Origin of the sequence: Clostridium tanneri, assembly GCF_033659955.1 — a bacterium.
Classification (GTDB): Bacteria; Bacillota; Clostridia; order Clostridiales; family Clostridiaceae; genus Clostridium_AM; species Clostridium_AM tanneri.
Genome location: NZ_JARUJP010000002.1, coordinates 156,466 through 176,378, shown reverse-complemented (window position 1 = coordinate 176,378; position 19,913 = coordinate 156,466). Strand labels below are relative to the sequence as shown.

Below are 19,913 nucleotides of genomic sequence, written 5' to 3'. Positions count from 1 at the left end.
AAAAAGTGAGGGATTAAAATGAAAAATATACTAGGAAGAGATATTCCTGATTATATAGAGGGTTATGGAAGTGTTAAACATTTTGAAGGAGCCTTTTCAAATTATGGAGTGAAAGAAAAGGTTGGAGTTAAAGTAAGTACTGTGAAGCCTGGAGAAGAAAAAGTTCTTAACAGTATTGATGAAGCTTTAGATAGATTAGAATTAAAGGATGGAATGACTATATCTTTTCATCATCACCTAAGAAACGGTGATTTCGTACTTAACAATGTAGTGTATGCAATTTCAAAAAGAGGAATTAAAGATATAAAAATAGCTGCAAGCTCCATCTTTCCAGTACATGAGCCTTTAGTAGAGCATATTAAAAATGGCGTAGTTACTGGAATAATAGCAAACTACATTTCTGGACCTGTTGCAGAAGCTGTATCAAGAGGAGAACTTAAAAATCCAGCAGTTATGATGACTCATGGAGGAAGACCAAGAGCCATAGAGAGTGGAGACTTACATATAGATGTTGCATTTATAGGGGCACCAACAGCAGATACATATGGAAACATAAATGGAGTTTATGGAGATGCTGCTTGTGGATCACTAGGTTATGCAGTATCAGACGCAGAGTATGCAGATAAGGTAGTAGCGATTACAGATAACTTAGTACCATATCCTGCGTCACCGATAGAAATAAGCCAGATTTATGTAGATTACGTAGTAAAAGTAGATTCCATAGGAAATCCAGCTGGAATTGTATCTGGTACTACAAAGGTAACAAAGGACCCTGTAGGACTTAAAATTGCTAAGATGGCAGCTAAGGTTATAGAAGCTTCTGGCTTAGTAAAGGATGGAATGTCTTTTCAAACAGGAGCGGGAGGAACCTCCCTTGCAGTAGCTGTAGAATTGAAAGAAATAATGAAGAAGAAAGATGTTGTAGGAAGTTTTGCAGCAGGTGGAATAACTGGATACATAGTAGATATGTTAGAGGAAGGATTATTTAGAAGCCTGTTCGATGTTCAATGCTTTGATTTAAAAGCAGTTGAATCCTATAGAAATAATCCTAAACATCAAGGTATGTCTGGATCTATGTATGGAAATCCTCATAACAAGGGAGCAGTAGTAAACAATCTAGATGTTATGATACTAGGAGCTACAGAAATAGATACAGACTTTAATGTAAATGTAACTACAGGCTCTAGTGGAGTAATAATGGGCGGTTCAGGAGGACATAGTGATACAGCAGCAGGATCAAAGCTTTCAATAGTTGTTACAAATTTAATAAAGGGAAGACTTCCAATTATAAAAGATAGAGTAACCACGGTAACAACACCGGGAGAAAGTATAGATGTAGTTGTTACTGAAAGAGGCATAGCTGTAAATCCTGCAAGAGAGGATCTAATAGAAGAGCTAAAGAAAACAAATCTGCCAGTTATGACTATAGAAGATTTAAAACAATTAGCAGAAACCATGACAGGGAAACCAGAGGAGATACAAACTTCAGAGGAAATTGTGGCTGTAGTTGAATATAGAGATGGAACTGTAATTGATGTGGTGAAAAAGCCATTAGAATAAAAGATTTGAGATATAGTTTAGCCTTATATTAACTTTCGCATACAGGTTAGCTGTAAACAACATATAATCTAATCAAAAGGAGCTATTATAATGTACGATTTTAAACTTCAAAGTATAAATTTAAAAAATGAAAAAGAAAAAAATGAGGTGTACAGATTCCTAGAACAGTTCCAGTTAACTTTAGACAAAGATGTGGATTATACTGTGGTTTTAAGAGATGGGAATGAAACTATTAAGGCTACCTGTTCTAAGGAAAAGAATATTTTCAAATGTTTTGCTATATCGGAAGACTTAAGAGGAGAAAATGTGACTTCTTCTCTTATTTCCCATCTTATTGATAAAGCCTTTGAAGAAGGAATATATCATAACTTTGTCTTTACAAAACCTGATAAAATAAAAATATTTACAGCTTTAAATTTTAAATTGATATATGAAGTAGAGGAAGCTGCCCTTCTAGAATATGGCATTTACGATATAAATAAGTCCTTAAATAAAATGATAGATAGATATAGCATAAATCCACAGAGCTTAAAAGGAGCTTTAGTTATGAATTGCAATCCTTTTACCAAGGGACATAGATATATAATAGAAGAGGCTGCCAAGAGATGTGAAGAAGTATTGGTATTCATTGTAGAGGAAGACAGATCAATATTTCCATTTAAGCATAGGTATTCTATTGTGAAAGAAGGAGTAAAGGATTTGACAAATGTTACTGTAGTACCAGGAGGAGAGTATATTATATCCTCTGCCACTTTCCCTAATTATTTCATAAGAAAAGAAGATGATAGAATGAGAGCCTATCAAAATGTGGATTGCAACATTTTTGGAAAGTATTTCTGTAGTAGATTTAATATAGATAAGAGGTTTGTAGGTGAAGAGCCATATTGCAATGTAACTAATTCCTATAACCAGACCTTAAAGGATATAATGCCTAAGTATGGTGTAGAAGTTATAGAATTAAAAAGAAAAAAGAACGATGAAGAATTTATAAGTGCCTCAAAGGTAAGGGAGCTTATAAGAAACAATAAAATGGATAAGGTTAGAGAATTAGTTCCTGAGGTAACCTGGAATTTCTTAAACTCCCAATTAGGAAAGGAGATAAGTGAGAGAATAAAGATTAGTAATTCTCCTCATTAAGTTTATGAAAGAAGATGTAGTAATTTTTAATGAAGAAGAACTAGGGTTAACAGAAGCTATATGTAAGCTTTGTACAGAAGAAGATGAATTGGATAAAAGAATAGATATTCGCTATATAAGAAAATATAGTCCGGAAGATATATTATCAGAAAGAGAAGAAAGAGTATATAGGCAGCAATCGCTAATTGGGAAATATAAGGGTACTTTGATTGTGATTAGGGTTAATTATCCAGGAACGAATAAAAACAATTATATATCTTTTGGTATATTAAAAGAAATTAGTGCTTTAATTATTGCTGTGTTTAAAAATTTTATTTTGTATAAGAATTTTGAAATAACTGCAGAGGGACCAATAGTAACTATGGTCCTTAATGAAAGCTGTAATAATGCAAAAAACAAGACTGTAGAAATAGAAGAAAATCATCTTTTAGGAAGATGTGTTGATATAGATGTATATGATGAAAATGGGAATAGCTTGAGCAGAAGAGAATTGGGAATATCTGAAAGAAAGTGCTATCTTTGTTGCAGCCCAGCGCAGAACTGTGTCAGGTCAAGAAAACACAGTATTGATGAAATTGAAAACTTTATGAGGTTAAAATATCAACAATTTTGTGATTTATCTATTCTATAAAAATATAGATAATGTGTATGATGGATTTTAAGGTATGATAGATATAAATATTAAAATATAATTTTGGAGAAACATATGGATAATAGATATACTATAAATGATATATCCTTTGATATTGGTAGCTTAGCAGTTAAGGCCATGATGTATGAGGTAGCTTGTTACCCGTCACCAGGGCTTGTTTCATGTATATCTAACGGTGCCCATAAGGATATGGATTATTACACCTTTATTGATAGCACTTCTGCATTGATAAAGTACTTAATTTTATGTGTAGAAGAAGGACTTAAGAAAAATCACCCTAATGATGTATTTTTTCAGCTGAGAAAAATCGGTATAATGGCGGAAAGAGACATGTACAAAAAAACCAAGGGAGTAAATACTCATAAGGGAATGTTATTTCTTATGGGAATATGCTGTGCTGCAGTAGGTATAGCCATTAGAGACAAAAAAAGATTTCTAGATATTAGACAGATTATAAAAGATATGACAGAGGGAATTGTAGAGAGAGAGCTAGAACCTATATTAAGAGAGAAACATTTATTAAAAGACTCTTTATCACATGGAGAAAAGCTGTTTTTAGAACATGGTATTAAAGGAATTAGAGGCGAGATAGAAAAAGGGCTTCCTGTAATATTTGACTTTTCTTTAGAATTTTATAAATTAAATAGTGACTTGAATAAAAATGATAGGTTAGTACATACTCTAATTGGAATAATGCAATATAGTGAAGATACAAACATACTTCATAGACATTCGCTAGATGTGCTTCAAGATATACACAAAAAGGCAAGGGACATCATAAGCTTAGGTGGAATGAAAACTATAGAAGGAAAAAAGGCTATACAACTTTTAGATGCTGAGTTCATAGAGAGAAACATAAGTCCGGGAGGAAGTGCAGACTTATTAGCAATTACTGTATTCCTACATATGGTGGAAGACTATATAAGAACTATTTAACTTTTAGAATTACCATAGAAAAAATAAAGTTATATTTTTTAAGTTTTACTTTCTATAGAATCTCATATAAAATTATCTATATACTAAATAAATAGAATATAGGAGAGAAAAAGATATGAGGTTTAAAGGAGATAAGCCAAATAATAAATTATTTGATGGAATTTCATTAAGAACAAAAATGATAATGTTTCTTGTCTTAAGCTTAATTGTAGCGGGGATAGCATACAAAGCTGCAGTAGATAACAGGAGTAGTAATAAAAGTATAATAGAGAAAATAGATAACGGATCAAGTAATAACAATAATGTAGAATCATTTATAGAAGACCCTAAGAAAGACAGTACTGAGACAGATGAGGCAAAAAAACTTAAAGAAGAAAAAAGTAAGAAATTAGAAGATATGTATCAGCAAAGCTACAAAGCTTTTGGTGAAAAAAAATATCAAGAAACTATAAAATTGGCTGATCAAATGATAGGTGAAGACAGCAGTTTTTACAAAGCTTATAATATTAAAGGTATAGCGCAGTGCTATAACAACAATTTTAATGACGGAATGAAAAACATAGATAAGTCATTAGAGATTAGGCCTGACTTTGGATATGCAAGATTTAATAAGGCATTAGCTTATGAACTTTATGGTTACTATGATGATTCGCTAAAGTGGTATGATAAAGCTTTAGAGGTTGAAGATTATATATGGAGCTACTATGGTAAGGCTAGCATATATGGAAGACGAGGAGATATAGAAAACACTGTAAAGTACTTAAAAACTGCCATTGATATGGCTCCAGAAATAAAGAAACTAGCTAGTGAGGAAACAGACTTTAATCCAGTTAAAAATTCAAAGGAATTTCAAGAATTGATAAAGTAGTATATGGATACTGTTTAAATAGATACATGATTAAATATTTATAAAAATAATCCCCATTAGTTTTTAACTGATGGGGATTATTTTTAATAAGAAATGTGGATAAGTTTAAGATTGATTTATATCAATACCATACTTTTTACACTTTAGTGATACAGTTCTATGAGTAATACCTAGAGCTTTGCCGGCCTTATTATAGCTTTTATATTTTTTCATAGCTAAAGCTATTATTTCTTTTTCATATTGTTCTAAAGGTTGAAGCTCACCATTGTTAAGATTTATAAGGCTTTCACTAGATGAAGCTTCATTTTTAATGTAGAAAGGCAAATCTATTTCAGTAATTTTAACACCTTCACACATATTAATGGCTCTTTCAATAATATTTTCAAGTTCTCGGATATTACCTGGCCAGTGGTAATCTTGAAGGTATAGAAGAGATTTATTATCTATACCTATAATGTTTTTACCTAATTTATTGTTCATTTTTTCTATAAAGTGTTCTACCAGAAGGTTTATATCTTCTTTTCTGTTTCTTAATGGTGGGAGCATGATGTTTATAACATTTAATCTATAATAAAGGTCTTCCCTAAATGTATTTTCCTTTATCATTTCCTCTAAATTTCTATTTGTTGCAGCTATCACTCTGACATCAACAGTCTGAGTAACAAGTCCACCGATACTTTCGAATTCTTTTTCTTGTAGAACCCTTAGGAGTTTTACTTGCATAGAAACAGGCATATCGCCTATTTCGTCAAGAAAGATAGTACCACCATTTGCTATATTGAACTTTCCAGGTTTATTCTTTACAGCACCAGTAAAGGCACCTTTTTCATAGCCGAATAATTCACTTTCAAGCAGGTTTTCAGGGATTGCAGCACAGTTTACCCTAACAAAAGCTTTATCCTTTCTATCACTATTATTATGAATAGCCTTAGCTATAAGTTCTTTCCCAGTACCACTTTCTCCTCTAATTAATACAGTAGATGTTGATTGAGAAGCTTTTTGGGCTGTAATAGTACAATCTTTAAGAGAACTACTGTAACCTATAATGGAAGAAAAGGAATTACTTAATTTTGTATGTCTATTTAATTCTTCTTTATAATAATTTAATTCTTCTTCTGAGGTTTCAAGTTTTTTCACTAGATCCTTTAGCTCGTTTACAGTTTTAGAGATAGAAATAACTCCTTTAAAGGTTTTATCAATGAATATAGGAGCAACTGAAGATATTATGTTTATGTTATCCTTACGATGAACTGAGTTATCTATAGATTTTTTTGTATTAAAAACCTTCATTCTAAGACCTGTTGGAGAAATTTCTAGTAAGTCCTTTCCAACAATATCAGAACTTTTAATATGAAAGTGCTTTTCATAGGATGGATTTACATAACTTATAATTCTTCTTTCGTCAACAAAACATATTAAATCATGGGATATTTCTAGTATTTTTTTAAATTTCTCGTTAAGTTCTTTTATGCCACTAAGCTCCGATATGTCTTGAAACACGCCTAAAGCACCAATAACTTTATTATTAGAAAATATAGGTGATCTATTAGTAATTACAAGACGGTTATTGATATATTGAGTTTCTCCAACTTTTCGTTCCATTGATAATACTATATTAGGAAGATCTGAAGTTGGGATGATTTCTTTTACATGATGACCTATGACTTCCTTTGATTCTCTGTCTATAATCCTTAAGGAATAATCATTCATTGCCGTAATGTAGCCATTGTTATCAATAACTAGTATTCCCACAGGAATATTTTTAACAATTTGTTCGTAGGCTATTGTATTCTCTTCGATTATATCATCAATTTTAGATAAAACTGAATTGTTAGTATTCAATCTATTAGTTATAAAATCACAGAGTTCCAACACAGCTTTTTGTGCATTTGAAGAATCTTCTCTTGAGGAAACTTCAATTATTTCACCTTCTCTTATCTTTAGCGAGATTAAAGCTAACATACTTATAGCTAAAGGCTCCTTTGCAGATAAGTTTCTTATATAGAGACTTATTCCATATTTATTTTTTAATTCAGTAGCTTTATGAACTATTACTGCAGCAATTCTTGTATGTATTCCATTAGGAATAGGGACTGTTACACTACTTTTATACATAATTCACCTCGTTCTGATAAAAAATATCAAATATGCTTAAAATGTTGATAAAAATTATCAATTATTATAATATCTTAAAATCTGCTATAAGTCTAGTATTTAATGCTGGGTGCTAAATCTCATTGGAATTATAAACAAAGGTTCTTTGATAATTTTTATCAAGAATTTAGTCGTATTTTCAAACATTTTGTCGTAATAATCACTTTAAAAACAGGTTATATATTTTTTGATTAGAAAAATACAAGGTTACACAATATAATTATAGACAGAAAATATAAATTAATTAGATTAACAGTTTATTGGCATAAAATTTGCTTTAAATATATCTTTGTCAGAATAAAAATGGACTATAGGTTTGAGATATATTTTATGAACGATTTATATTTGAGGAGGATAAGTAATGATAAAAGGTATAGCAGCTTCAAAAGGATATGCAATCGGTACAGTACTAATAAAGGAAGATACTGAGGTAAAAGTAGAAGAACGAAGAATAGAAGATATACAAGGAGAAAAGGATAGGTTTGAGAGAGCTTTAAAAGCCTCAAAAGAACAGTTGCAACAAATAAAAGAAAAGGCAGAAAAAGAGCTTGGGGCAGATAAAGCTGCGGTTTTTGAAAGTCATATGATGCTTTTAGAAGATCCAGAATTTGCAGGAGCAGTACTAATGGGTATAGAAAGCAGCAAAGTAAATGCAGAAAAGGCTCTTGAGGATGTTTTAAATATGTATGCTGGAATATTTGCAGCTATGGAAGATGAATACATGAGAGAGAGAGGCGCTGATATAAAAGATGTTGGCAGTAGAATACTTGCCAATCTAGCAGGAAAAGCTGTTGGAATATCAGAGTATAAAGATAACACAGTGGTAGTTGCTCATGACTTAACACCTTCAGATACAGCACAATTAGATAGAAGTAAAGTTATAGCTTTCCTAACTAACATTGGTGGAAGGACTTCCCACAGTGCTATTATGGCTAGAACTTTAGAGATACCTGCAGTTGTAGGACTACAAGACATAACTTCAGCAGTTAAAGATGGTGATACTGTTATAGTAGACGGAGTAGAGGGAATTGCTATAGTTAACCCAGATGCTGAAACAGTAAAGGCCTATGAGGCTAAAAAGGAAGCTTATAAAAAAGAAAGAGAAGAACTTAAAAAGCTAATAGATGTTAAAACTGTTACTAAGGCAGGAAAACGTGTAGAAGTTGCAGGGAACATAGGTAAGCCAGAAGACGTTCATCAGGTATTAGCAAATGGTGGAGACGGAATAGGATTATTTAGAACTGAATTTTTATACATGGATAGAGATGATATGCCAGGAGAAGAAGAACAGTTTGAGTCCTATAAATATGCTGTTGAAAAAATGGAAGGAAGACCTGTAGTTATCAGAACGCTTGATATTGGTGGAGATAAGAAGCTTCCATATTTGCCATTGCCAGAGGAAATGAACCCATTTTTAGGTTATAGAGCTATAAGACTTTGTCTTGATAGAACAGATATATTTAAAATTCAGTTAAGAGCATTACTTAGGGCTTCAGCTTTTGGTAATTTAAAAATAATGTTTCCAATGATATCTTCTTTAGAAGAATTCCTTAAATCAAAAGAAATTCTCGAAGAATGTATGGATGAGCTAAGAACAGAAGGAAAAGAATTTAATGAGAATCTAGAAACAGGTATAATGGTAGAGATACCAGCAGCAGCTGTTAATGCTGATGAACTTGCTAAATATGTAGATTTCTTTAGTATAGGAACAAACGACTTAATACAGTACACATTGGCGGCAGATAGAATGAATGAAAAGATATCCTACTTGTATAATCCAATGCATCCAGCAGTGTTGAAACTAATAAAAATGACTATAGAAGCAGCTCACAAGGAAGGAAAATGGTGTGGAATGTGTGGCGAGATGGCTGGTGATGAAAAGGCTATCCCTACATTAGTAGAATATGGTTTAGATGAATTCTCTATGAGTGCATCATCTATACTAAATGCGAAAAAGTTAATTATGGAAAATTAAAATATAAGAAAAAGTGATAAGTATAAAACCTGAACGGAATTAATTTTCAGTTCAGGTTTTATTTATATCAAAATTTAAACCGTAAAAAGAAATTTTAGTATATAATAGTAGATATAAAAACAAAATTTTAACCAAAGTATATTTAAGTTCATTTTTAAGGAGGAATTACAATGTCAATATTAAAAAATAAGAAAAGAATATATACACTTTGTTCAATGTCAATTGTTTTGCTATTAGCTTTAACAGCTTGTTCAAACTCACAAAATAAAAATACTTCAGACAATAATCAAACAACTACACAAAATCAGAGTCCAAAGGATAACGACAATCAGAATAATACATCCGCAAAAGAAGATAAAAAAGAAGATAAAAAAGAGGCGAAATTTGTTAGCACTCAAAGTGTTAATATTCCAAAGTTTAGCAAGGGGTTGTTATCTAAAAGTGAAGAACCAAGGTTTGGTACACCTTGGAAGAAATCTAACAATAAAAGTTATAGTGCATGCATAGAAGGAAAAGGACCTGAAGCTATTGAAGAAGGCGTAGGTAAGTTGTTTGTAAAGGATAAGGAAGGCAACACATATAGTTTTGAAATTTTAAACAATGATAAGATTTCACCTAGATATATAGAATGGGCAGATGATGAGAATCTATTTGTAGTAATTGGAGATGCTCACGGAACCGTATCAAAGGGTGGGAATTTATATCTAATTAATGTAGTTACAGGTAAGACATCTTTAGTATTAGAAACATCTAGTGATAAACAACAGGTAATGGAAATAAAGAAATTAGAATCAAACCTAAGCTTAAAGGTCAATGTATATGATGATGACAGTTATAATAAGTCACATGTTGAAAATTGGTCAATAAGTTCCTTTGACGTAAGTTTAAATAAACAGATGGAGGTAAAAGACTCAACAGGAAAGACAATTTATATAATTAATAAAACAAATTAGTAAGTTCTAAGGGGAATAATGTATGAATAAATCTAGAAAAATATACATTAAGGCGCTAGAAAAATATAATAACGGTTATATAGATAAGGCTATAGAGTTATGTGAAGAAAGTATATCCATAGATATTAAAAATGCAGCAGCTATAAATCTAAAAGGTCTATTGTGCTATCTAAAAGGGGATTTAGAAGAGGCACAAAAGCTTTGGAAAATGAATAAACAGATTAATAAAGATGGAATATCTGAAAAATATTTAGAGGATACAAAAAAGGATAAAGAAAGACTGAAATTTTATGGGGTTGCATTAGAACTTATAAGGGAGTTGAAAATTCAAGAAGCATTAGTTCTTTTAAAGAAATGTTTAGAGAGCGATTATAACCTTATTAATGTTAACAACCACCTAGCATTATGCTATATGAAAAAAGGGCTATATAACAAAGCATTAGAACATGTTGAGAAAGTTTTAACCTTAGATAGGACTAATGTAATAGCTAAAGATACGAGAAAAAAACTAAAGAGTTATGGTGTGTTAAACAAAGAATATGTACCAAAAAAACTGGCATTGATATTGATAGGTGTAATATGTCTAGTTGTGTTACTTTTGGGAACAATAGTATTTATTAATTTTAGTAAAGACGGCTATAAATCTGGGCTTAGAACTTTATTAAATTTTAAAGTAAATAGTTCTAGTGAGTCCCATAAAAAAGAAACTGGCACTACTAATAAAGAAATTGTAAAGGAAAAAAAGTCAGGCGCTGCTAAGCCAGAAATCAAGGAAGATAAGAAAAGTAATGTACAAAATGAGGTTTTCCCTTACGACAAGATTAAAGGTGATATTGAAAGTAAGAACTTTGATGCTGTATATGATGAAAACATAAAATGGAGAGACAAGAATATTAGCGACACAGAAAAAACACTTTTATCTAGTGCTAATGAATTATTAAAAACAGAAGGTGTAGAATACTTTTATGACAAAGCATATAGCTACATGAATAGCGAGGATTATGTCAATGCAAAGGTATATTTTACAAGATGTTATGAACTAGGTGGACAGCACTATTTATACCCTCATATAGTTTATATGCTTGGCACTACTTTTCATTTGTCTGGAGATGCTGAAAATACTATAAAATACTACTCTGAATATGATAAAGCATTTTCTGGTGGAGAATATGAGGAAACTGTATTATATACTTTAGCTCTTATATACAAAGATAAAGATGCAGCTACAGCAAAAGTTTATGCAGAAAAGTTATTACAGAATTATCCACAGTCAATCTATAATAATTCTGTAATAAACAGTTTAATTTATTAATAGAATTGAACACATAAATAAGCGTATCAATAGAAAAAATAAATAGTAACTTTAAAATATTTTATAGACTCAAATATTATAAACTATTGACTGTATAAAAAAAGTATTATAAAATTATCATATAAAAGATACCCCTTGAGGGTATATTGGAGGTATGGAAATGATAGGAGAAATAAAAGATATAAATTTTTCAGAGATAATTGAAAGTTCAAATGTGCCTGTAGTTGTAGATTTTTGGGCACCATGGTGTGGTCCTTGTAAGATGCTCGGACCTGTAATTGATGAAATTGCTGGAGAGTTAGGAGAAAAGGCTAAGTTCTTTAAGTTAAATGTAGATGAAAATCCTGAAACATCCTCAAAGTATAAGATCGCTAGTATACCTACAATTATGGTATTTAAAAATGGATCTATAGCTGATACACTAGTAGGATTTAGACCGAAGGATGCTATAAAAGGAGTAATAGAAAATCATATTTAATTGAATTTGAAATGACAAATTAATCTTGGGTTAATTTGTCATTTTATATATGTATTAAATAAACAAATCGAAAGTAAAATATTAATAAGTATTTATATTATAGGGAGTGAACACAGTGGATAATAGATATGATATAGCAGTAGTTGGTAGTGGACCAGCAGGTTTATCAGCTGCCATAAACGGAAAGATAAGAAATAAGAGAATAATTGTATTTGGAAGCAAAGAGCTAAGCAACAAGGTAATAAAAGCACCAAAGGTAGATAATTATTTGGGATTTTACGGAATAACAGGTGCGGAAATGAAAAAACAGTTTAAGAAACATATTGATGCTATGGGAATAAAAATAACTTATGAAAGAATAAATGCAATATATGCTATGGGAGACTATTACGGGTTAGCAGTTAATGAAAAAATGTATGAAGCAAGAACTGTAATTTTAGCTACAGGAATAGAATATACGAAACCACTAAGGGGAGAAGAGGAGTTTTTAGGTAAGGGAGTTGGCTATTGTGCTACCTGTGATGCCCCTCTTTATAAGGGAAAAATAGTGACTATAATAGGATATAATAAAGAAGCTGAAGAAGAAACTAACTATGTAAGTGAATTAGCTGAAAAGGTCTATTACGTACCTATGTATAGAGGTACATACGATTTAAAAAGGGGAAACATTGAAGTAGTTAGTGACAGACCGATAGAAATACAAGGAAAAGATAGAGTTACAAAGGTTGTCTTAAAAGAAAGAGAAATAATCACAGACGGAGTTTTTGTACTAAAGGATAGCGTAGCGCCAAATCAACTTGTACCAGGATTATTAGTAGAGAATGATCATATTAAAGTAGATTTGAATATGCAAACAAATCTTAGTGGGTGTTTTGCTGCAGGAGATTGTACAGGGAAACCTTATCAGTATATGAGAGCTGCAGGTCAAGGTCAAGTTGCTGCGCTAAATGCTGTTTCCTACTTAGACTCGTTAAAATAAATAAATGAAAAAACCATACAGAGGTCACCATCGTATGGTTTTTTATATGTGCTTAGCTAATATTAGCTAAAGGCTTATATGTCTAATTGACCACAAAGAAAACATGATTTCCAATAGTTTTTACATTTTTTTTGTTAATATTCTTCATCCATTTAGAGGTTGCTATTTTAGGATTATAGAAGAAAACTGCCCTTTCTGTTGGGTCTTCACCTTTTAATGCTTGAAACACTGCCTTATAACTACTTTCATCAGGAGTTACCTCGATTTTTCCGTTTCTTACACAGGAAAAGGCACCCTTCTGTTTAACTACGTCCTCTACGGTTTTTGGAAACTCTGGATATTTTAGTCGGTTTAGAATTACAGAGGCTACTGCCACCTTGCCTTCAAAGGGCTCACAATTGCTTTCAGCGTATACTACTTTAGCCATCAAGTGAATATCATTTTGGGTAATGTATATTTTTTTATCCAAATAGCTGAAAACTTGAACCACTTCATCTTCTTGATTAAATAAAGTTGTGTCAATATTGTTAGAGTCATAGGCACTAGCCTTAGTACAATATAAAGCTAGCAACAAGAACAAGAACGTTATACAATAGGTCATTCTTTTCAAATAAATCCTCTCCTTATTACCAACGGGGTTAGCTGACGGGTTCGGTAAAGGCATAACCTACGTAAAATACGATTCACCCCAAAAATTTGGTTTCCCCGCGTTTTATAAAAAAACTTAGGCTAATGGTATTATACCCATGAATTTTAAAAAAATACATAGTATAATAATTTTTAATATTTTATAAAAATAGAATAGGAATTGATATAAAGATTAGTAAATAGTGTATAATTGATAATAGGATTATTTATTAGGATGGTGAAGTGGGTGGAGATTTTAGATATAGTAGTTAGTTCTATTAAAAATATTAGCATATCATCGATAATGGATATATTAGTGGTTTCATATATTTTTTATAAGGGATATGTTCTCATAAAGGAAACAAGAGCAGAACAACTTTTGAAAGGAATTATACTTATAATTTTCCTTATTCCAGTAAGTAGTTTTTTTAACTTAACTATGCTTAATTGGATCTTAACCAAAACAATAACAATCGGAGTGCTTTCTTTTATTATTATATTTCAGCCAGAAATTCGTAGAGCACTTGAGCATTTAGGAAGAACTGCTTTTAATGATAAACATCTATTAGAAGATGAAGAAACTATGGAAAGAGTAGTAACTGAAATTGTCAATGCTGTAGAAAATTTATCTAATGAGAAAACAGGCTCCCTAATAATTATTGAACAACTTACAGGCTTGGGGGATATAGTAAATACAGGCACAATGCTAGATGCTGAGGTTTCATCTGCATTGCTAGAGAATATTTTTGTGGTTAACACACCATTGCATGATGGGGCTACTATCATAAGAAATGATAGAATTGTATCTGCAGGTTGTTTTTTACCCTTAACTAGCAATCAAGGAATCAGCAAAAAACTTGGTACTAGACACAGAGCGGCTATTGGTATTTCAGAGAACTCAGATGCATTAATTATAGTTGTATCTGAAGAAACTGGAACTATTTCCCTTGCAGTAAATGGTGTTCTTACAAGAAACTATACGAAGGAAAAGCTTAAAGATATTCTTATAAGAATAATTAGAAAAAGGCAGAGTACAAAGTTGACCTTTAGGGAGCAGGTGAGAGCATGGAAGAAAAAAATAAACAGCAGCAAGTAATTATCAAAGTATGTTGTGTTATAGCATCTTTTGTTTTATGGTTATATATATTCAATGTTGAAAATCCTATTAGGGAACGAAAAATTCTAGTTCCTGTGAAAATAACTAATAGGGATGTATTGGCAGAATCAAAGTTAGTAGCTGTGGGAGAAAATGACCTAAATATATCTTTAAGTATAAAAGGAAATGCGTCAGAACTGTATTCCGTTAAGGCCGAAGATTTTAGGTTAGAGTCAGATCTAAGGTCCTATGTATTGAAAAAAGGAGAAAATAAAGTTCCAGTTCAGGTTAAGAAGAGTCCTGAAAATATAAGAATACTTAATGGCGAAAATTTATGGATTAGTATCGATTTGGATGATTTAAAGGAAAAGATAGTTCAAATAAAAGTATTGTTAGAGGGAAAAGTTAAAGATGGATTTTATGCTCTTCAGCCTACTTTAAGTATAAAGGAGGCTGAAATCAGCGGAGCATCCAAAGAGTTAAGTTCTATAACTAGTGTAGTGGCTAGGTGCAATGTAAAAGATGTAGCAAAAGATGTAAATGCACTAGTATCACTAGAAGCAGAAGGAGAATCTGGAGCGATTAAAAATGTACAGATAGAGCCAAGTTCAGTTCAGGTTATAGTTCCTGTAAAAAAGATAAAAAGTGTTCCAGTTAATATTAAGACACAGCCTAACTTACAAAATATTCAAGGAATAAAATCTATAGCAGCGATGCCGGATAAAGTCGATATAGCTGGAGATGAGAAAGTGCTATCAGGTATAACTAGTTTAGACATAGAAGACGTTGATTTAAATAAATTAAATGGTAAAGATACTATAGAAGCTAAAATAAAAATTCCTAAGGATGTGATACTTGTAAATAGTAATGGCTCAATTAAACTTAAGGTTCAGTACAATAAAATTGCACAAAAAGAGTTTAACTTAGATATACAAACGAAGAATGTTGGGAATAACTATAATGTAAGTTTAGGTGCTAATAAGGCAACTATAACAATTTCAGGAGAAGAAAATATTTTAAATACCTTAAAGCCTGAGTCTATAGGCTGTTTTGTAGATTGCAGTAACCTAACTGAAGGAGAGTACAAATTACCTGTTACTGTAACTCTTCCAGAAGGAATAACTAGAGTTTCACAAAACCCCACAGAGGTTAAGGTAATAATAAAATCAAATGTATTGGAGGATAAAAATGTCAGTCAGAGTAAGTAACATAACAATGAGCATAGATGAAGACATAGAAGGATTAAAAAAAAGAGCAGCTAAAAAGGCAAGAATATCGATAAATGAGATAAAGGATTTTAAGATACTTAAGGAATCCATAGATGCCAGAAAAAAAGATAGTATAAAATTTAACTATACTGTTGAAATGTTTTGTGAAAATGAAGATAAGCTTGTAGCTAGAGCCAATGATAAGGATGTAAGTATAGAAGAAGAGTATAATGAAGAACTAAAGCTTGGAACAAAAAAGATGAATCATAGACCTGTTATTATTGGAATGGGGCCTGCAGGAATGTTTGCAGGTCTTTTCATGGCTCAAAAGGGATATAGACCTCTGATAATAGAAAGAGGGGAAAGAGTTGAGGATAGGACAAAATCAATAGAGAAGTTTTGGAGTACAGGAGAATTAAATTTAGAATCTAATGTGCAATTTGGAGAAGGTGGTGCAGGTACTTTTTCAGATGGAAAACTAACTACTAGAATAAAAGATATAAGATGTGATTTTGTATTAAGGGAGCTTGTTAACGCTGGAGCACCAAAGGAAATTTTATATAGTGGAAAACCGCATGTAGGAACGGATATTTTAAAGATAGTTGTAAAAAATATAAGAAATAAGATTATTGAACTTGGTGGAGAGATAAGGTTTAATAGTAAGTTAGAAAGCTTAATAGTTAAGGATAAGGCAATTTCAGCAATTATAGTAAATGGAGAGGAGATTCCTTGTGACAACTTGATATTAGCAATAGGCCACAGTTCCAGAGATACTTATGAAATGCTATATAAAAGCGGAGTTTTTATGGAGGCAAAAGCTTTTTCTATAGGGGTAAGGGTAGAACACTCCCAAGCAATGATAAACGAGAGTCAGTATGGAAAATACGCGGAGCATCCAAGACTTAAAGCTGCAGACTATAGATTGACCTATAACACCAAAGAAAAAAGAGGAGTTTATAGTTTTTGTATGTGTCCAGGCGGAGAGGTAGTAGCTGCAGCTTCAGAGGAGAAAATGTTAGTAACTAACGGCATGAGTCACTATAAAAGAGACAAGGAAAATGCTAACTCTGCTATTGTAGTTACTGTTGGAGATAAGGATTTTGAGGGAACTAGCCCACTTAAAGGTATGGAGTTTCAAAGACATTATGAAAGACTAGCTTACTTAGTAGGAGGAGGAGAGTATAAAGCACCTGTTCAGTTAGTAGGAGATTTTCTACAAGATAGAGTATCCACTAAGTTAGGTAATATAAAGCCTAGCTATAAGCCAGGGTATGAGTTTAAAGAATTAAAAGATTGTCTTCCATCCTATGTAACTGAATCGTTAAAGGAAGGTTTTGTAAATTTTGATAGAAAAATCAGGGGATTTGCAAATAATGATGCAATAGTTACAGGAATTGAAACAAGAACTTCAGCTCCAGTTAGAATACTAAGGAATGAAAAATTAAAGAGCATTTCTATTGAAGGATTGTATCCTGCTGGAGAAGGTGCTGGATTTGCCGGTGGAATAGTATCTGCAGCAGTAGATGGATTAAAAGTTGCAGAGAATATAATGCAAGATTACAAACCATTATATTAAATTTTCTGAAAAGAACTTTTTTGAAATAAATCTGTTAAAATATATATTAGATAAATCGATTTCATGAGAACATTTAGATAGACAAGCATTATTTATATAAAGAAGAGGTGTTAATAAATGATTAAAAATTTTCAAGAGGTTTTAGAAAAAGTAAAAAGTTTAAAAACAAAGAAGATAGCAGTAGCAGTAGCTCAAGATAAACCAGTTCTTGAAGCAGTAATGGATGCAAAAGAACAAGGAATAGCAGATGCTATACTAGTTGGAGACAAGACAAAAATTGAGCAAGTGGCAGCAGAAATAGGAATGGATTTAAGCAAGTTTGAAATAGTTGAAGAAACAGACATGAGAAAAGCAGCAATGAAAGCTGTTGAATTAGTTTCAACAGGCAAGGCAGATATGTTAATGAAAGGACTTATAGATACTGCAAATTTCCTAAGAGCTGTTTTAAATAAAGAAATAGGATTAAGAACAGGTATGCTTATGTCCCACGTAGGTGTTTTTGAAATACCAGGTTACGATAGGTTAATATTAATAACAGATGCTGCTTTTAATATGTATCCTGAACTTAAAGATAAAATAGATATAGTTAAAAACTCAGTAACAGTTGCACATTCACTTGGACTTGAAAAGCCAAGAGTAGCTCCAGTATGCGCTGTAGAAGTTGTAAATCCTAATATGCCAGCTACAATGGACGCTTCAATTCTTTCAAAAATGAATGATAGAGGACAGATAAAAGGATGTATTATTGATGGACCACTAGCATTAGATAATGCTTTATCAGAAGAGGCTGCAGCACATAAAGGAGTTACAGGACCAGTGGCAGGTAAAGCTGATATATTATTAATGCCAAATATTGAATCAGGAAACATAATGTATAAAACACTAACTTATACAACTGCTTGCAAGAGTGGTGCTTTATTAGTTGGAACATCAGCTCCTGTTGTACTTACTTCAAGAAGTGACAGTCATGAAACAAAAATGAATGCCATAGCTTTAGCTGCGTTAGTTGCTAACCAATTAAGCAAGAATAAATAATAGATTATTGAGTTTATTGTATAAAGAGATTTTAATAATATATTAAAACCTAAGGAGGAAGAAGTAATGTCATATAAATTATTAATAATAAATCCAGGATCAACTTCAACAAAAATTGGTGTATACGAAGATGAGAAACAAATTCTAGAGGAGACATTAAGACACTCTTCAGAAGAAATAGGAAAATATGCTACTATTTTTGATCAATTCCAGTTTAGAAAAGATGTTATATTAAAGGTTTTACAAGAGAAAAATTTTGATATAAATACATTAAGTGCAGTAGTAGGAAGAGGCGGATTATTAAAGCCAATAGTAAGTGGTACTTATGCTGTTAATGATGCTATGCTTGAAGATTTAAAAGTTGGAGTTCAAGGACAACACGCATCAAATTTAGGAGGTATAATAGCTAATGAAATAGCAACTTCTTTAAATATTCCTGCTTTCATTGTAGATCCTGTTGTTGTTGATGAATTAGATGATGTTGCAAGAATATCTGGTATACCTGAAATAGAGAGAAAGAGTATATTCCATGCGTTAAACCAAAAGGCTGTAGCTAAGAGATATGCTAAAGAAAGTGGAAAGGCATATGATGGTTTAAACCTAATAGTTACACATATGGGTGGAGGAGTATCTGTTGGAGCTCATAAAAATGGAAAAGTTGTAGATGTAAACAATGCATTAGATGGAGAAGGACCATTCTCACCTGAAAGATCAGGGGGATTACCAGTAGGAGATTTAGTTAAGATTTGCTATAGTGGCAAATATACAATTGATGAAATAAAGAAAAAAATTAATGGTAAAGGTGGTACTGTAGCTTACCTTGATACAAACGACTTTAGAGTAGTTGAAGACAAAGCTTTAAGCGGAGATGAGAAGTACAAATTAATTTTTGATGCTTTTATATTCCAAATAGCTAAAGAAATAGGTAAGTGTGCTGCAGTGTTAAGTGGAAAGGTAGATGCTATAGTTTTAACTGGAGGTATTGCATATAGTAAGGCTGTTACAGAAGCATTAAAAGAAATGACTTCATTTATAGCACCTGTTGTAATTTATCCAGGAGAAGATGAACTTTTAGCTTTAGCTGAAGGAGCACTTAGAGTGTTAAAAGGAGAAGAAAAGGCAGGAGAATACAAATAAGTATAAATAAATAGATTATATACTTAACTTTAGAGGTATATGCTATCTTATATCTCTAAAGTTAAGTGAATTTATTAGGTTTATCTTATTTTTTTAGTTAAATATATAAAAGAAGCAGAAAAATTACAGGTATTCAGCCAATATAGTGAATTTTAAAAAGAAATTTGGCAAAAAATGAATTAGTAAAGTTTATTACTTTATGATATAATGTTTTTGTGATGAAGAACAAG

Annotated in this window: 17 protein-coding genes and 1 riboswitch; of the genes, 15 read left to right on the top strand and 2 right to left on the bottom strand. The window is 31.7% G+C overall.

Going from position 1 to position 19,913, the window contains the following annotated elements; all coding sequences use genetic code 11:
- The first annotated feature begins 18 nt into the window (after positions 1-18).
- The 5 genes from citF (at position 19) to P8V03_RS03030 (ending at position 5,153) form a co-directional block, all read left to right on the top strand.
- Positions 19-1,560 carry a citrate lyase subunit alpha gene (gene citF / locus P8V03_RS03050; RefSeq protein WP_261671164.1) on the top strand — a complete coding sequence of 514 codons (1,542 nt, stop codon included), beginning with the start codon at positions 19-21 and terminating at the stop codon, positions 1,558-1,560.
- 90 nt (positions 1,561-1,650) lie between these two features.
- Entirely contained in the window at positions 1,651-2,697 is a 1,047-nt protein-coding gene (gene citC, locus P8V03_RS03045; protein WP_318796744.1) for a [citrate (pro-3S)-lyase] ligase, read from the top strand.
- A 4-nt stretch (positions 2,698-2,701) separates the two neighbouring features.
- Positions 2,702-3,328, top strand: coding sequence for a citrate lyase holo-[acyl-carrier protein] synthase (citX, locus tag P8V03_RS03040; protein ID WP_318796743.1), 627 nt, complete (start codon positions 2,702-2,704; stop codon positions 3,326-3,328).
- Between the two features lie 75 nt (positions 3,329-3,403).
- Positions 3,404-4,285 carry a triphosphoribosyl-dephospho-CoA synthase CitG gene (gene citG / locus P8V03_RS03035; protein WP_318796742.1) on the top strand — a complete coding sequence of 294 codons (882 nt, stop codon included), beginning with the start codon at positions 3,404-3,406 and terminating at the stop codon, positions 4,283-4,285.
- 115 nt (positions 4,286-4,400) lie between these two features.
- The gene (locus P8V03_RS03030; protein ID WP_318796741.1) at positions 4,401-5,153 is read left to right on the top strand and encodes a tetratricopeptide repeat protein; all 753 of its coding nucleotides are present in this window, start codon (positions 4,401-4,403) and stop codon (positions 5,151-5,153) included.
- Positions 5,154-5,258: 105 nt separating this feature from the next.
- Here P8V03_RS03030 and P8V03_RS03025 read toward each other — a convergent pair whose 3' ends face one another.
- Positions 5,259-7,268, bottom strand: a complete 2,010-nt coding sequence (locus tag P8V03_RS03025; RefSeq protein WP_318796740.1) for a sigma 54-interacting transcriptional regulator — start codon at positions 7,266-7,268, stop codon at positions 5,259-5,261.
- A 400-nt stretch (positions 7,269-7,668) separates the two neighbouring features.
- Here P8V03_RS03025 and ptsP point away from each other — a divergent pair, with 400 nt between their 5' ends.
- The 5 genes from ptsP (at position 7,669) to P8V03_RS03000 (ending at position 13,004) form a co-directional block, all read left to right on the top strand.
- A complete protein-coding gene (gene ptsP / locus P8V03_RS03020; RefSeq protein ID WP_318796739.1) occupies positions 7,669-9,282 on the top strand; it encodes a phosphoenolpyruvate--protein phosphotransferase in 1,614 nt (537 codons plus the stop codon).
- A gap of 170 nt (positions 9,283-9,452) precedes the next feature.
- Positions 9,453-10,235 (top strand): DUF4652 domain-containing protein, encoded by a 783-nt coding sequence (locus tag P8V03_RS03015; protein WP_318796738.1) that lies wholly within the window; start codon positions 9,453-9,455, stop codon positions 10,233-10,235.
- 22 nt (positions 10,236-10,257) lie between these two features.
- A complete protein-coding gene (locus P8V03_RS03010; protein WP_318796737.1) occupies positions 10,258-11,547 on the top strand; it encodes a tetratricopeptide repeat protein in 1,290 nt (429 codons plus the stop codon).
- A 160-nt stretch (positions 11,548-11,707) separates the two neighbouring features.
- Positions 11,708-12,025 (top strand): thioredoxin, encoded by a 318-nt coding sequence (trxA, locus tag P8V03_RS03005; RefSeq protein WP_318796736.1) that lies wholly within the window; start codon positions 11,708-11,710, stop codon positions 12,023-12,025.
- 115 nt (positions 12,026-12,140) lie between these two features.
- Positions 12,141-13,004 carry an NAD(P)/FAD-dependent oxidoreductase gene (locus P8V03_RS03000; protein WP_318796735.1) on the top strand — a complete coding sequence of 288 codons (864 nt, stop codon included), beginning with the start codon at positions 12,141-12,143 and terminating at the stop codon, positions 13,002-13,004.
- A gap of 82 nt (positions 13,005-13,086) precedes the next feature.
- Here the strand turns inward: P8V03_RS03000 and P8V03_RS02995 are convergent, their stop codons facing one another.
- Positions 13,087-13,605, bottom strand: coding sequence for a cell wall hydrolase (locus tag P8V03_RS02995; RefSeq protein WP_261671247.1), 519 nt, complete (start codon positions 13,603-13,605; stop codon positions 13,087-13,089).
- Between the two features lie 11 nt (positions 13,606-13,616).
- Positions 13,617-13,745: riboswitch (cyclic di-AMP (ydaO/yuaA leader) on the bottom strand.
- Positions 13,746-13,878: 133 nt separating this feature from the next.
- Here P8V03_RS02995 and cdaA point away from each other — a divergent pair.
- From cdaA to buk, 5 genes are all read left to right on the top strand, one after another.
- Complete coding sequence (gene cdaA, locus P8V03_RS02990) at positions 13,879-14,727, top strand: diadenylate cyclase CdaA (protein ID WP_318796734.1); 849 nt, start codon at positions 13,879-13,881, stop codon at positions 14,725-14,727.
- On the top strand, positions 14,697-15,935 hold the full coding sequence (locus P8V03_RS02985; RefSeq protein ID WP_318796733.1) for a CdaR family protein: 1,239 nt from the start codon (positions 14,697-14,699) through the stop codon (positions 15,933-15,935). Before cdaA ends, P8V03_RS02985 begins: the two co-directional genes overlap by 31 nt.
- A complete protein-coding gene (locus P8V03_RS02980) occupies positions 15,916-17,511 on the top strand; it encodes an NAD(P)/FAD-dependent oxidoreductase (protein WP_318796732.1) in 1,596 nt (531 codons plus the stop codon). The genes P8V03_RS02985 and P8V03_RS02980 overlap by 20 nt, the downstream gene beginning before the upstream one ends.
- Before the next feature lie 117 nt (positions 17,512-17,628).
- Complete coding sequence (ptb, locus tag P8V03_RS02975; RefSeq protein WP_318796731.1) at positions 17,629-18,546, top strand: phosphate butyryltransferase; 918 nt, start codon at positions 17,629-17,631, stop codon at positions 18,544-18,546.
- Between the two features lie 66 nt (positions 18,547-18,612).
- On the top strand, positions 18,613-19,683 hold the full coding sequence (gene buk, locus P8V03_RS02970) for a butyrate kinase (protein ID WP_318796730.1): 1,071 nt from the start codon (positions 18,613-18,615) through the stop codon (positions 19,681-19,683).
- Positions 19,684-19,913 lie beyond the last annotated feature (230 nt).

Excerpts from the sequence above, each read along its gene's own strand:
- P8V03_RS03010 (WP_318796737.1), top strand. The coding sequence starts at position 10,258 with ATGAATAAATCTAGAAAAATATACATTAAGGCGCTAGAAAAATATAAT.
- citF (WP_261671164.1), top strand. The coding sequence starts at position 19 with ATGAAAAATATACTAGGAAGAGATATTCCTGATTATATAGAGGGTTAT.
- P8V03_RS03025 (WP_318796740.1), bottom strand. The coding sequence starts at position 7,268 with ATGTATAAAAGTAGTGTAACAGTCCCTATTCCTAATGGAATACATACA.
- P8V03_RS02980 (WP_318796732.1), top strand. The coding sequence starts at position 15,916 with ATGTCAGTCAGAGTAAGTAACATAACAATGAGCATAGATGAAGACATA.
- P8V03_RS03015 (WP_318796738.1), top strand. The coding sequence starts at position 9,453 with ATGTCAATATTAAAAAATAAGAAAAGAATATATACACTTTGTTCAATG.
- citG (WP_318796742.1), top strand. The coding sequence starts at position 3,404 with ATGGATAATAGATATACTATAAATGATATATCCTTTGATATTGGTAGC.
- P8V03_RS03030 (WP_318796741.1), top strand. The coding sequence starts at position 4,401 with ATGAGGTTTAAAGGAGATAAGCCAAATAATAAATTATTTGATGGAATT.
- P8V03_RS02995 (WP_261671247.1), bottom strand. The coding sequence starts at position 13,605 with ATGACCTATTGTATAACGTTCTTGTTCTTGTTGCTAGCTTTATATTGT.
- ptb (WP_318796731.1), top strand. The coding sequence starts at position 17,629 with ATGATTAAAAATTTTCAAGAGGTTTTAGAAAAAGTAAAAAGTTTAAAA.
- citX (WP_318796743.1), top strand. The coding sequence starts at position 2,702 with ATGAAAGAAGATGTAGTAATTTTTAATGAAGAAGAACTAGGGTTAACA.
- ptsP (WP_318796739.1), top strand. The coding sequence starts at position 7,669 with ATGATAAAAGGTATAGCAGCTTCAAAAGGATATGCAATCGGTACAGTA.
- P8V03_RS02985 (WP_318796733.1), top strand. The coding sequence starts at position 14,697 with ATGGAAGAAAAAAATAAACAGCAGCAAGTAATTATCAAAGTATGTTGT.
- buk (WP_318796730.1), top strand. The coding sequence starts at position 18,613 with ATGTCATATAAATTATTAATAATAAATCCAGGATCAACTTCAACAAAA.
- citC (WP_318796744.1), top strand. The coding sequence starts at position 1,651 with ATGTACGATTTTAAACTTCAAAGTATAAATTTAAAAAATGAAAAAGAA.
- trxA (WP_318796736.1), top strand. The coding sequence starts at position 11,708 with ATGATAGGAGAAATAAAAGATATAAATTTTTCAGAGATAATTGAAAGT.